Below are 13,131 nucleotides of genomic sequence, written 5' to 3'. Positions count from 1 at the left end.
TGCGGCGAGCCGGAAGCGTGGTCGAGATAACCCGCGGCACAGTGTGCTGTGCTCCGCTCTTAGGCCTGCCGGCGCAGCTTGCGGCGTTCTCTCTCTGAAAGGCCACCCCAGATGCCGAAGCGCTCGTCGTTATCGAGCGCGTACTGCAGGCATTCGGCGCGCACCGCGCAGGCCTGGCAGATCGACTTGGCGTTGCGGGTTGAGCCACCCTTTTCGGGAAAAAACGCGTCGGGGTCGGTTTGGGCGCACAGCGCGTCAGCCTGCCACGAGAGCGGGTTGTCGTCGCCGATGTAGTCGGGCGTACCGGGTACGCCCAGCGTCAGCGGATCGACGTACCAGTTTTCTGGTACCGGTCGGTTCAAACCCTGTGCCATATCACAACTCCAACGCATTCCCACGAACGGACTGTTCGTGTCTCCAATGTAATTACACCGGTGTAAGACCGGTTGCGTCAAGTGCCAGGGGCGGAAACTCTAATCCACAACTTGAGAGTTTGCGGGATTTCCCAGCCTGCGCGCCGCCGTGTCGCACGCCGAGCGCTCACCTGAACCTAATCGAGCGGCAGCGACTCGCCCGCATCCACACCTGTAGACGCGACCACAAGATCAACGTCCGTGCCGATGACTCGCAGTGGCGGCGCATCCGGAGTGGCAAAAATTGCCTGGCCGTGCGCGAGAGTAGTCGTTTCGCCAGCCGCATCGGTGACCTCGACCGCCTGTCCCAGGTTGAGCAGCACGCTCGGGCCGACGACGTTGATTTCCGTGTCGACTCGCACGCCCTGCACTCGCTGCAGGCGGAAGTCGGGCTCGTCGGGGTCGAAAGTGGTGACGAAGTTGTTGAGTTGTTCGGCGCTGAGATACGGCGGCGGTGTGGGCGCGAAGCTGAGCGCCGCCATGAGTTCGTCGACATCGATGTGTTTGGCAGTGAGCCCGCCGCGCAGCACATTGTCGCTTGCGGCCATAATTTCAATACCCACGCCCTCCACGTAGGCGTGTAGCACACCGGCACGGATGTAAAGACCTTCACCGCGGTGCAGTGCGACGTGGTTCATGAGTAGCGCTGTCAATACGCTGGCGTCGCCGGGATGCGCGCGGCGGATGGCGCGCACGGTGGCCCGTTCGCGTTGCCATCTACCGTCGCCCTCGGCCCACTGGTAGAGCACCGGTAGCGCGTCGACTGCCTCGGTAGATTTCGACAGGTTGAAGGCCACCAGTTCGCGTAGGTCTGCTTCGGAATCGAGTTCGGCGACGCGCTCTGCGAATGGCGCGAATCGGGATGCGGTGCCAGCTTCGGCTGCGAGCTCGGCAATATCTGCCACAAGTTCGCGCACTTCACCGAAGCTGCGGAAGCCTGCCAGCGCGGTCATGGTGTCACTGAGTGCGATGAGCAGTTCGGGCTTGTGGAAGGGGTCGCGGTAGTTGCGGCTCGGGTCGTCGAGCGGGATGCCCGCCTCATTTTCGGCGGCGAATCCGAGTCGCGCGCGGGCGAGGTCGGGATGCACCTGTAGCGAGAGCGGTTCGCCCGCGGCAAGCACCTTGAGAAGAAAAGGTAGCCGCACCGGTTCGCCGCGTCGGAGACCGACCGCGAACTGGCCGAGCGCGCGTTCGGGTTCGGCTTGGATCCACTGCCGCAGGTCGGTGTGGCCGCCCACCAGTTCGGGGCTGGTGATTTTTGCGGGCGAGCCGTGGTGTGCACCGAGCCAGAGTTCGGCCTGCACTGGGGCTTCGGCGCCGCTTGTTTCGGGTTCGAGAACGGCGCCGGTGTTTCCGAGGTAGTCGGTAATCGCGCCTCGTGCGCCCCAGGCATAGCGCATCGGTGTGTTCTCGAGCGTTACAAACATCGTTGGTGACTCTACCCGTTACTCGTGTCAGAAACAGTGTCAGGCCCAAACGCGTCTCCACGTTTGGGCCTGACCTGTGCTGAGACTGGGATTGCTCAGCTTATTTGCGGCAGCTCACCGCTAGGGCTCGCGACGCAGCCCTTGCATCCCCAGCAGGGCCGCGGCGCTGACCAGCAGCACTCCGAGTGCGGCGAGCACCGGGGTTGCCATTGGCTGCATGCCGGTTGCGGCAAGTTCGGATGCGTCGCTCGACGACGAGCTCGGCGCTTCGGCCGCATCCTCATCGGGGATCACCGATAGCGGCTGCGGAGCGGCAGCTTCGGGGCGCTCGGCGTTGTCAGCCAATGTTTCCTCGGTTGGCAATTTTCCGCCTCCGTTCGGGACAACACTGACAGGTGGCTCGCTCGCAGTGCCCACTTGTCCACCGTGAGCACCACCGCCCGTTCCCGCCGCCGCGGTTTCTTGCGACTCAGTCACTACTGGCTCTGAGGGCTTCGCAGTCTCCGTCGGCTTCGGCTTCACCGTTTCAATCGGCTTGACCGTCTCGGTCGGCTTAGCAGTCTCGCTCGGCTGTGGCTTCAGCGTTTCAGTCGGCTTCACCGTCTCCACCGGCTTCACCGTCTCAGTCGGCTTCACTGTCTCCGTCGGTTTCACCGTTTCAGTCGGCTTCGGCTTGGGAGCAGACACCTTAACGGACTTACAACCAAGCGACTTATCGTTACCGCCTCCGATGTTGATTGCAGTTATACACACCTGGTAGGAACCAGGCTCTACTTTGATGATCTTGTCAAAACCCTGGTTTGCCCCGGCTGCAGCAATAGCTCTCTCAACATCCGGTCGATATTCCTTGGCCGTCACAACTTCTTTGCGGCCTTCGAAATCGATACGCACCTCCAACGAAGTTTTCGGCTTATCAGCATCAACAGCCCACCCTGTCAACCGAAACCCACCATTCACGGGCGTGAGCGTGTCATAAGCACCCTGCGGATCGTGCGCTACGGGCTGCGGCGCGGCGGTCGGCGACCCAAACCAGTCGGTGTAGAGGCGCCAGAAGTTGCGGTTTCCGTAGCTCGAGCAGCCGTCACCGGTGCCGTAGAGGTTCGACAGTGCGGCCTGGTTGGGCTGGTACGGGGTGTAGATGTACAGCGATGCGGTTGCCTGGTTTTCGATGTAGACGTTCGAGGCACCACAGCTGCGGTCGGGGTTGTAGAGGATGCTGTTATTGCGCCCGGCCACATAGGCATAGTCGCCGCGGTTCGCCGCGTACTGGTTGAACTGCCAGGCCGCCCGGTAGAGCTGGTTGTACAGGCCGGCATATTCGGGGTTACACCATCCGGGGCGGTTCGGGTCGTCCGGGCAGTAGTAGCCCATTGCCCGCTCGTAGCGCCATTCGCCGGGGTTATCCATGGTGACCAGCGAGGTCTCTTTTTCGAGCATCACGAGAAGCACCTTGGGTGAAATACCGCAGGCTTTACCGACCTTCGAGATAATCTGCGCGGCCGATTCACCGCGTGCGCCCTGATAGGCACCGCAGTACCTGTTGGCCGCCTTGCTCACCGTATCGACGCGTTTGTCTTTGAGGCAGTTACCCGTGCAGCTCGAGCCACGCTTGTTCAAGAAGTCTTGAATTTGTGAAACCGACATCGCGGCCGAGTCGTAGAAGTTCTCGTCGCTGATGAGATAACCGGGTCGAAAATTGGATGCATCGGCGGCCTGCGCGTCTTGCTGGCTTGCGGTTAGCACGATCCCACTGACAGCAATCAGCACACCAGCGCAAGCGAGCGCGATGTGTCGTCGAAGACGGCGAATCACTGGCGCACCTCCGCCACCACGGCTTCAGAAATGCCGTTGCCCTCGGCACTTTCAAAGGCCACCTGGACCTTCCAGCCTTCGCCGGTCACGCCCTCGATAGTTGCGAGCGGGCACACGGTGCTTTGTGCGTCAGGGCGAGCCTCAACCGTAGCGGTAAGCTCCTCACCCTCGGGGCTCGTGGCGGTTACCGTGCAGGTGCCTTCGGCAATGAGGTTGGTCACGATCGAGCGCACCTCGATAGTGGCGGAGTCAGCGTCGTAGTCGGCAGCCACCACGATGACGTTTGCATCACCCGATGCCGCGTCGGTCGACTCAGCCGTTGCTGGAGCGCTTTCGGTCTCGACCTCGGCGGTCGGCGCGACAGTGGGCACAGCCGGAGTCGTGGTTGCGGTTGCAGTTGTTTCGCCGCCACCGCTGACGGCACCGGTGCAAGCTGCGAGCGACAGCGTCACGGCTCCCAACCCGAGCACCAGCCAGCGCAGGCGGCTCCCGTTATCCGACGAACTGGCTTGACTAGTCATGATTCCTCCAACACTCGGCGTGTCGTCACGGTAAATAACATTTGCAACAGTAGTCACACTCGTCACATTTGTCACGAAAAAGATCCGACACGCCGAGGTCAAAGGCCGGATTCCCGCAGACCTCAGCTAGTTACACGCATGTAATTTGTCATAGAAGTGATACCCAGGGACATGTCCCGCGGATTCACCGGATGCGAGAATGGACCGCATGGCATTCCCGCATCGGCCCCCTACCGGCGTCTCATCTCAGACTGCTACAGCCGATGCGCGCACACAGTCCAATCCTTCTCGGACATCTCGAACGATGTTGTTGAGCACTGCCATCATCGCGATCGCGTTCTCTGGTGATGCACTGCGATACACCATCGGCTGGGTCGGTTACGTGCTAATCACGCTCGTACTCGCAGTGCTCTTGGGCATCGCGCTTCGGCGCCGGCATTCACAGGTGCGCCTGCGCCATTTGCCCACCATGCTCCTTGCATTCGTTGCTTGGTGTGGGCTTTCGACCCTGTGGTCGCAGTATCCTCTCGAGACCCTGGCAGCGTCGGCGGCCCAGCTACTCACCGCCTACTTCGGCCTTGGCTTGGCACTCTGCCTCACCCGATTTCAGTTCTTTCAGGCACTCGGTGCTGCCGCACGCATTCTCACGGGCGGTTCCCTGCTATTTGAGCTCGGCGTTAAGATCTTCGCCCCGCACGGTCTGGTACCGCCGGCCTACCTCTACCTGAATGAGCTGCAATTCTTCCTTGGGCCAGACACCCCACACGATCTTGCAAACATCCCCAGTAATTTTTACTGGAGTCACGCAAATCTCAGTATTTTCGCGCAGGGTGATATCCAGGGCCTACCGGGCAACCGCAACCTTTTGGCGATGATTGCGGTGATTGCCCTGATCATGACCATCGCACAGCTGTGGGATCGCTATCTTCCACGTCTCTATGCCATGAGCATGATCGCGATATCAGCATTCGTGCTGGTGCACGCCCACTCAGCCACGGCATTCATCGCGCTCGCCTTCGTCGCACTTGGTGGCATGCTCGTGTTTCTTGGACGACGGATTTCTCGAACGCTGCGCTGGGCGATGTACTGGGCGGTTGGCACACTGCTCGTTGCCGGCGCCTTTTTTGTCGTCGCCAATAACGATTTCATTTTTGCAACAATGAACCGCTCACCAGACATGTCTGGCCGGGGAGATATCTGGCGCGCCGTGATCACTCTGGGGACACAGTCACCGGTTTTTGGCATCGGTTGGATTAGTTACTGGGCGCCCTGGCTTCCCCAGTTTGACGATCTCGCCGTAATTGAAGGCACCGCGTACCACCAGGCGCACAACGCGTTTCTGGACGTCTGGATGCAAACGGGGGCAATTGGTGTCGCGCTCTTTGCGCTATTGACGTTTACTGCGCTCATCCGCACCTGGTGGATCGCGATCGACCAGCCAGACACGCCATTCCTGACGGTTACTGGCCAGCAGGGCGCCCGCCAGCATCTCGCGAGTCAGACCGCGGCCCCGTTTCTCATCTTGGTTGCCCTGGCGGTGCAGTCGATGACTGAGTCACGGCTCCTTGTTGAAGGCAATTGGATGTTCTTATGCTGGGCTGCAATCTATGCGAAGCTCCGCATAACTAGCCCTTCTTTTCTACCCCGCCATCTGCATACCGGCGTTATCCAAGTCATCGACCGAGCACGCGACGCATGACGACTTTGACCCTCGGCCACAACCAGCGAAGGGCTGGTTTTAGCGGCTGTAGCGACTTCGTTATCAGAGGGAAGCGTCGATAGACGCGGTGTGTTACCCCTCGCTTAAACGAACTTGAAATGTAGCTAATTTGTCCCACGCCTGAGAGCGTGTCTACCTGGTCAACCGTGAACGGTGGAAGAAAGCTAGCAACTTTCTGAAGCTTGTATTCGAGTCCCGTCGAGCTAATCTCTGCCAAATCACTCGTTTCAATGGTCTTGATGTAGCGGCCCTGGCTAATGCTCATATATGCGATGAGCCGCTCCAGGGTGTGAGCCAGCGAACCATCCTGGTACTCAGCGGCACCAGGGAATTCGTCAACGGTGAAGGCTGCATCGAGCAGCGGGGCGAGCACCTCCCTGCGAGCAATAAACATCGACCCATAGGGAGCCAACGGCGTAAGCTCATCGAGGGGACTGGTGATCCCAAGCCGTGGCGCCAATTCGACAGCTAAATCGGCGTTCCTTGACCAGGCATGACCAAGTGTCGGGAGGCCTCTGTGAACTGTTGGCGGGAATACCATCCCAAGGCCGTCTTCATTTTCGAACAGCGTGTAAACGTTACGCGCGTACTCAGCTGTACCAAGCAAATTCTCAAACAGGTGCCGACGGAACCATGAGCTTACACTTTCAGGGTCCTGAACTGAACGTTTCGAGTGCAGCTTGACAATCAGGTCAATCGACTCGTCGCGCAGGATGTCAGCACAATCAAGCACGAACGCAGATATGTCCCGGCCACGGTTACTAGTCACGACCCTGACCTCGAAATTTTCAAAACGGCCATCTAAACGAACCAGATCTTCAATCTCAGCACGTTTCTCGGCAGTGTTTGTTGTGACAACCAGCCGCCTGTCGCCAGGAACGTTTGCAGCATACCCCAACAACTCATCAAGCATATCTACGTAGTAAACATGCATAACGACAGCGGTTATGAGTGCTGGCTTACTCTCAGACGCTGACGCAGAAGGCACGATCTCGTGCATTGCTAAATTTGTGTACCAGACACGCGGCTGCAATGATCGCAAGAGGTGCTGCCAAATTAGTTCTTCCGGAACTCCCTTCGCAACAGCGATGTCAAAAGACTTGCGGGGTTGCAGCGCCCAACGATCTGCAACGAGGGGGTCAATGGTGAGAGCCTTCCATGGAATAATGGGCAACCCCTGATCAACCAGATCTAGAAGAGAGTCCCGGAGCAGATAAGCATCATTTTCCGCTGGGCGCTCGAAGATACGACTAACAGAAAAGCTCATTGATACTAGGTGGTCATTAAACTCGTCAAATCCCACTGGACCGCGATCCACAACAGCCCAGAATCGTTCAAAAGCAAATGTCTTTCCCGATACTCCGAGCCAGTTGAGCGCAGTGCGTTCTCGGCCTTCCCCTCGATCTGGTCGAACTAGTGTCCAGGCATCCAACGTCGAAACATGCTCCGGCTGAGGAAGATGCCCATCAAAGACGACCAAGCTCGTGTCGTCCACGACTAGAACTTCCGAGAACTGGGACAACCCTTCGCGCCCGATTCGGGTCCTAAGCGTATGCCAAATCGCTGAGATACTGCGCGGCTGCTTGGTGTGCCAGACACTATCCGCGATTTTTTTCAGTTTCTGGATACACAGCGACTCAACTTGAAGGCTATCTTGCACTACAACAACAAGTTGTTCGGCCGCGGGCCGGTACCTCTCAAGTGCGTAGAATACGTAGTCTGACAGTCGCGCTGCACTATCATTCAGCGCGTAAACAACGAGACGGCCACGGCTCATCATCATTTCACCATCCGCCGAAAGGCTTGAGCAAGTCGTTTAACCGTTGACTTGGCTTTTCGCTCGGCCGCGCCCATCCGGGCCGCAGTCTTGGGGGCTAGACGCTTAATAGCTCTCGCAATAGCGGCCCGAGCCTCACCATTCCCGGTCCTGAGCTCCCCTTTGAATGGCGTTTGCGGCCCGGGACCAAACCGAGATGACAGGCGCGAGAATTTTTGCTCAAGCATTGAGTGAGAAACACGCAGCTGAAATGCCGTAGTTGCTTGCGCTGTGTAGAAGCCATTGGACCTGGCTATATCGGCCGCAAGAAGGTCGAGCAGGTCTGACAGCGCCTTGTCTCCACCCATACTTGATGCCAGGGAATCCCACCCACCGGCCGCAGCCACTTGTTGCGGCAGCGAAGCGAAGGCGTCTGAACGCAACGCTGAGATCCCAAGCACCGGAGTCAGTGGTGCGTCTGGCTCTAAAGGTGGACGGACACCGAGCAAGTCAGCGAGTGCGTGAACCTGCGGGCCGTATTGCGCATAGCCCTTGCCCAGCGCGTCGGTTGACCGATGCTCAACGAGAGGGACGACAAAGCCAAGACGGTCGTCTTGATCAAACGCGTTCACAATCCCAGCAGGCTGGCGGACGATGACACCGAACGCCCGCGAGTGAGCGGCTCGCAATGCCGCGTGGACGGACGCGGCGTCAAATTCATTTCCAGTTCTAATTAGGTATGAAGCACCTTCGAAAACGTTCTGCCCGTCTCGCAACCACGACTGCCAGAAATGCTCGTCGTCGTTCACTACAGCCTTGGAACCAACGTTTGCACTGTCGCCAGCCTGCTCCGGCAACACAAGATAGCCATCAAGCGCGGCGGAAAGCTGACGCGATGGGGTCCGCCGATAGATGCCGTCAATAAGAACGTCACGCGGGTAACCGAGCTCAATCGCACGTTTCGCGACCTCGGCCGCTGCCAAACCTGCATGGTCTCGGTCAACCGCATCATGGAAGAAGATTCGCCGCTTGAAAATCGGGCAGCCGTCATCGAGCTGCGCCAGTGGCGCTTCCATGGAAGCATTGAGAGTGCCGTATCGCTCGTGACCGTAAGCAGACTTCCACGTGTATCCGAGGTCCGCGAAATGCTTGGTGAACTGCGTCTCAAACTTGATGATGACGTCGTTGTAGGAGTGCGCGTTTTTCAGCCCGGACCAGTACTCCCGGAAGTCTGCGGATGCGAGCATACGCTGACGAATTGCAATCCAGTAGGACTGGAGGTGTTGAGGCATAGTACCCACACCTGCGATAGGGTGTGGGGTCATAGCGATGTGGTCAGTCATGCCCCAGAAGTCCACTGGCACGGCATCCATGCGTTCGAAGAGACTGGCGAAGCTGCCAACCGGCCCAAGGAACGTATAGTTCACTAGGAGCAGCTCATCATATTTTGCAAGCTCTCCATAGCCAATTCGCCCGAAAGCTGCACGGTACGCTCCGATATCAAAACCGATGTTCTCCCGTTCCATGACTTCGTCTGCGACCCCGTCAAGGCGCTGACGTGACTGCGCGTCGAGGAAACCATTGACGACTACAAAGATCTTCTCGACGTGGGGACGAAACCCACGGAGAGTGTGGAGGACAGCGTTGTCAACGTACCCCTCGGGGTCGTAGTGCAAGAAAACGAGGTGGCGACGCACCGTGAGCCTCCTGTTGTGGTTGAACCTGACTGAGAAGATCATACTATTCAGCCCGTCCACCGTAGCGTCACGCGCTCAATGAGTATGATTGCCAATCACGCGGCACACCAGACAAGCAAAGTGCGCCCGAAGGAAGAAGTGCATGGACTATATCAACGAGATGGAACAGCAAGCTATCAGCCGAGCACAACGCTTGCAGTCACTCGAGTTCGAGACACGGGAACCGACTCGAAATCCCTTCAAAGGGTTCATCAACTCCGTGCGTGAACTAGCTAGACGCCGGGAACTGCTAGGGTTGCTGGTTCGCCGCGAACTCGTAGGGCGTTACAAAGATTCAGTCCTCGGATTCACGTGGACACTCATCAGGCCCCTCACGCAGCTGCTTATCTACTACCTGGTAATGGGGGAGTTCTTAGGCGCAGCCCGTAGCGTCCCCAACTTCGCCGTCTATATTTTCACGGGCCTCACGCTTTGGGGACTTTTCAGTGAAATCATCCAATCCATGACTGGGTCGATAGTCACGAATGCAGCTCTAGTGAAGAAGGTACATCTCCCTCGAGAGATCTTCCCTATCTCGACAATCGGCTCAGCGCTCTTCAACTTCACGATGCAGATGGTCATATTGCTAATTGCCGCAGGCGTCCTCGGCACATTGAGCTTTGGCCTACACCTGCTTTACGCAGTGGTTGCGCTGCTCATTGTCTTGGCGTGGGGTACCTGCCTTGGGCTTACGCTCGCTGCAACGAACGTCTATTTGCGAGACGTGCAGTATCTCGTCGAGGTTCTTCTGCTACTACTCATGTGGTTCAGCCCGATCGTCTACTCATGGCAGATGGTCCACCAAGTCCTTATGGGCAACGGTCTCGAGACACTCAACACCATCTACGTAAGCAATCCCGTTACGCTCGCAATTCTCGGCTTCCAAGCAGCTTTTTGGGCACCTGGCTCCGGGCTCGAGGCTGCGTACCCAGGCGGGTACTTTCCAGACAGCCTCATGACTAACATGCTCATAGCACTCGCAGTTGGCGTGATCGGCATCTGGTTTAGTCAAAGAATATTCGCACGCCTTCAAGGCAATTTTGCACAGGAGCTATAAGTGACAGATCAGCTCATCAACCTCAACGAAATGCCAGTCGTCGTCGATCTCGAATCAATCACAAAGCGCTTTGTAGTCCAGCAGAACAAGTCACTCAAGGAGCGACTCGTCAACCCGCGCCGCTCAACTGCAAATCGTCGGGACTTTTGGGCTCTCAATGGAGTATCCCTTCAAATCCGAGCTGGCGAAACGGTGGGCCTCATCGGACCCAATGGCTCAGGCAAATCTACCCTGCTGAAGACGCTTGGTGGCATCATCGAACCGACGTCTGGAAGCGTTCGCACTCGTGGGCGCATGGCAGCGCTGTTAGAACTTGGTGCAGGGTTCCACCCAGATCTCACTGGGCGCGAAAATATCTACCTGAACGCGTCAATTCTTGGGCTCAGCCACGAACAAACAGACGAACTGTTTGACGAAATCGTCGACTTTTCGGGTATTGCCGACTTCATCGATACACAGGTCAAATTCTACTCATCAGGCATGTACGTGCGGCTCGCATTTGCCGTCGCAATCAACGTGGACCCTGACATACTCCTGGTTGATGAGGTACTCGCAGTAGGCGACGAGGCGTTTCAGAAAAAATGTCTCGATAAGATCCGCAGCTTCCAGGATGAGGGACGTACCATCATCTTGGTTTCGCATAGTCTTGGCCAAATTACCAAATTCTGCAGCCGAGCGGTCGTACTGGGACGAGGACACGTCGTTTTTGACGGCCCGGCCGATGAGGCGGTGAGCATCTTGCGTGCCGGTTTTGACAGCGAACTCGACGCTGACGCAGCTCGCGCGCGAATCGCACGTGAACGAGCACGCGAAGAAGAACTCAAGCGCCTAAATGAACAGCTCGACATCATCGACATTGTGTCGAGGCCACGAAGTGGTTCCCACCTCACACCCGGAAACGACCTAACGGTTGAGGTGACAGTTGATTCTCGCGTTGAGTTTGATCAATGGGACCTTGCCATATCGCTCGTAAATCAACTTGACACCACCGTATTGGCAACATCTACTCATGTTACTGGCTCACGAAATATCCCTATCTCTGGAAAGTTCAAGGTCATCTTTGAGATTCCTGACTTATCGCTGGGAAGTGGATCCTACACAGTGAATGCAACATTCTATGATGGCAAGCGTCGTGAAATTTCACGTGCCGAGTCGCTCGGCGCTTTCGAAGTCGTCGCAGGCGCAGAAAGCATCGGCCCGGTGTATTCAAAAGTCGTATCGAAGCTTCAAGTTGACGTTTAGTAACTTCCGTTTGTGAGGGAGCAAGTAATGGGTGCAAACAACCAGCGTAAGCCTCGCGTGGTGATGACTCTAATGGTGCGCGACGAAGCCGACATCATATCCACCTGGCTTGAATACCACCTTTCACAGGGACTTGATCAAATCATCGTGACTGACAACGCTTCGGCCGATGGCACCCGCGAGATCCTTGAAAACTATGCTAGTAAGGGTCTGATTGACCTACGCCACTATCCCCACCATGACAAGAGGCAATATCAGGTGGTCACGGGAATGGCGCGTGACGCGTACACGCAGTACTCGGCGGATTGGGTATTAAACTCAGACGCCGATGAGTTTTGGGTCGTACCCGAAGGGGAATCCCTCGGCAATGCGGTTCGATCACTCCCACGATCGGGGGAATCTTTCCCCATCCCGGTCAGCAACATGATTGGCCGCGCTCTCGAGTCTGGCATAGACCTCGCCAGCACCACGCTTCGGGATGTTCGCACACAGGAACAGTTGAAACTAGTCGGCCTCCACACTCACCCGACGCATAACCTTATTCATCCGGGCTGTGAGAATATAGAGGTTGCGCAGGGAAATCATTTCAGTTCTGCTCCGGAAGCAGACGGCCTGCCAGAAGGTATTGCAATTGAGGTACTACATGTCCCATGGCGCTCATGGCAGCAGTACCGTGCGCGAGTTACCATGACTGGGAAGGCATATGAGTCAAACCCAGACTTAAAACCTAGCCCCCGTCATCACACCATGCGCGACTACCGTTGGCTTAAGGCTGACTTTCTAAAACCGTTTTTCGTAGCGAGACTTTCTGTAGGAATTAACGGTGACGGCTTCGTAACGGATGAACGAATCGCGAAGCTCTACCAGAGCATTTCTGCTTCCAAACACACCGGTCAGTTTGCGCCGATTGCGATGCCTGATGCCGACAAATTGCTTGCCGACTACAAACGTGTCGGGCCGATATTAGTCAATGTTGAAAGCGGGCGGACCCAAGAAGTCTCGAGGCTGCAGCGGGACCTGCATGAGTCACAGCAGCATACCGCCGACCTTGAAATGCACAATCAGCTGCAGCATGAGAAAATCCTAAGCTTGGAGACAGAGTTAGAAACTGAAATGACTTGCAGGCACGAACGCGAACTGATGCTCGATCAAAAAATTGTCGAACTCCTCGACGAAAACGCACACCTCAAGACGCAACTTGCACCCGAATTTCTCCAGGGTGCCATCAACTTCACTCGCCGATTGACGCGGCACTAGTGAACGGTCTCGACCCGCCACCGCAAGGAACCTAGGCGAATAAGAGTGCAGAAATTGAAGCGACTCAAGTCACTGGCGCGTCGACAAGTTCCACGGTCCATTCTCTGGAGATCACAGCCCGTCAGGTTATTCTCTTGGAAAGGGGATCAACCTACCGGCAATTTTGGCGACCAACTCAGCAAAGAGCTGA

At 57.0% G+C, this 13,131-nt stretch carries 10 protein-coding genes; 4 read left to right on the top strand and 6 right to left on the bottom strand.

The annotated features are described in order from the left end of the window. Positions 1–59 precede the first annotated feature (59 nt). The 4 genes from JMV54_RS03575 to JMV54_RS03560 all read right to left on the bottom strand — a co-directional run bounded on the left by JMV54_RS03575 (position 60) and on the right by JMV54_RS03560 (position 4,173). Positions 60–374 carry a WhiB family transcriptional regulator gene (locus tag JMV54_RS03575; protein ID WP_201517536.1) on the bottom strand — a complete coding sequence of 105 codons (315 nt, stop codon included), beginning with the start codon at positions 372–374 and terminating at the stop codon, positions 60–62. A gap of 176 nt (positions 375–550) precedes the next feature. Further along, entirely contained in the window at positions 551–1,840 is a 1,290-nt protein-coding gene (gene manA / locus JMV54_RS03570) for a mannose-6-phosphate isomerase, class I (protein ID WP_201517535.1), read from the bottom strand. Positions 1,841–1,960: 120 nt separating this feature from the next. Continuing rightward, entirely contained in the window at positions 1,961–3,652 is a 1,692-nt protein-coding gene (locus tag JMV54_RS03565; RefSeq protein ID WP_201517534.1) for a hypothetical protein, read from the bottom strand. Continuing rightward, positions 3,649–4,173 carry a hypothetical protein gene (locus tag JMV54_RS03560; protein WP_201517533.1) on the bottom strand — a complete coding sequence of 175 codons (525 nt, stop codon included), beginning with the start codon at positions 4,171–4,173 and terminating at the stop codon, positions 3,649–3,651. The genes JMV54_RS03565 and JMV54_RS03560 overlap by 4 nt, the downstream gene beginning before the upstream one ends. A gap of 310 nt (positions 4,174–4,483) precedes the next feature. Between JMV54_RS03560 and JMV54_RS03555 the strand changes: the two genes are divergently transcribed. Further along, positions 4,484–5,872, top strand: coding sequence for an O-antigen ligase family protein (locus JMV54_RS03555; protein ID WP_201517532.1), 1,389 nt, complete (start codon positions 4,484–4,486; stop codon positions 5,870–5,872). Here JMV54_RS03555 and JMV54_RS03550 read toward each other — a convergent pair. Further along, on the bottom strand, positions 5,847–7,676 hold the full coding sequence (locus tag JMV54_RS03550) for a rhamnan synthesis F family protein (protein WP_201517531.1): 1,830 nt from the start codon (positions 7,674–7,676) through the stop codon (positions 5,847–5,849). The genes JMV54_RS03555 and JMV54_RS03550 overlap by 26 nt on opposite strands. Then, positions 7,673–9,325 carry a rhamnan synthesis F family protein gene (locus JMV54_RS03545; RefSeq protein WP_201517530.1) on the bottom strand — a complete coding sequence of 551 codons (1,653 nt, stop codon included), beginning with the start codon at positions 9,323–9,325 and terminating at the stop codon, positions 7,673–7,675. The genes JMV54_RS03550 and JMV54_RS03545 overlap by 4 nt, the downstream gene beginning before the upstream one ends. 163 nt (positions 9,326–9,488) lie before the next feature. On the opposite strand from JMV54_RS03545, the gene JMV54_RS03540 reads away from it, so the two are divergent. From JMV54_RS03540 to JMV54_RS03530, 3 genes are read left to right on the top strand one after another with little or no spacing between them, the layout of a single operon-like run. Beyond that, the gene (locus JMV54_RS03540) at positions 9,489–10,442 is read left to right on the top strand and encodes an ABC transporter permease (RefSeq protein ID WP_201517529.1); all 954 of its coding nucleotides are present in this window, start codon (positions 9,489–9,491) and stop codon (positions 10,440–10,442) included. After that, complete coding sequence (locus JMV54_RS03535) at positions 10,443–11,684, top strand: ABC transporter ATP-binding protein (RefSeq protein ID WP_338085373.1); 1,242 nt, start codon at positions 10,443–10,445, stop codon at positions 11,682–11,684. Positions 11,685–11,711: 27 nt separating this feature from the next. Next, positions 11,712–12,941, top strand: coding sequence for a glycosyltransferase family 2 protein (locus JMV54_RS03530; RefSeq protein ID WP_201517528.1), 1,230 nt, complete (start codon positions 11,712–11,714; stop codon positions 12,939–12,941). The last annotated feature ends 190 nt before the right edge of the window (positions 12,942–13,131 follow it).

Source organism: Gulosibacter hominis (assembly GCF_904842695.1).
GTDB lineage: Bacteria > Actinomycetota > Actinomycetes > Actinomycetales > Microbacteriaceae > Gulosibacter > Gulosibacter hominis.
The sequence above is the reverse complement of the archived record's forward strand: the minus strand, read 5'-3'. Positions and strand labels throughout refer to the sequence as shown.

Bases quoted from the DNA above. Each gene is read 5' to 3' on its own strand.
- JMV54_RS03575 (WP_201517536.1), bottom strand. From the start codon at position 374: ATGGCACAGGGTTTGAACCGACCGGTACCAGAAAACTGGTACGTCGAT.
- JMV54_RS03540 (WP_201517529.1), top strand. From the start codon at position 9,489: ATGGACTATATCAACGAGATGGAACAGCAAGCTATCAGCCGAGCACAA.
- JMV54_RS03530 (WP_201517528.1), top strand. From the start codon at position 11,712: ATGGGTGCAAACAACCAGCGTAAGCCTCGCGTGGTGATGACTCTAATG.
- manA (WP_201517535.1), bottom strand. From the start codon at position 1,840: ATGTTTGTAACGCTCGAGAACACACCGATGCGCTATGCCTGGGGCGCA.
- JMV54_RS03550 (WP_201517531.1), bottom strand. From the start codon at position 7,676: ATGATGATGAGCCGTGGCCGTCTCGTTGTTTACGCGCTGAATGATAGT.
- JMV54_RS03560 (WP_201517533.1), bottom strand. From the start codon at position 4,173: ATGACTAGTCAAGCCAGTTCGTCGGATAACGGGAGCCGCCTGCGCTGG.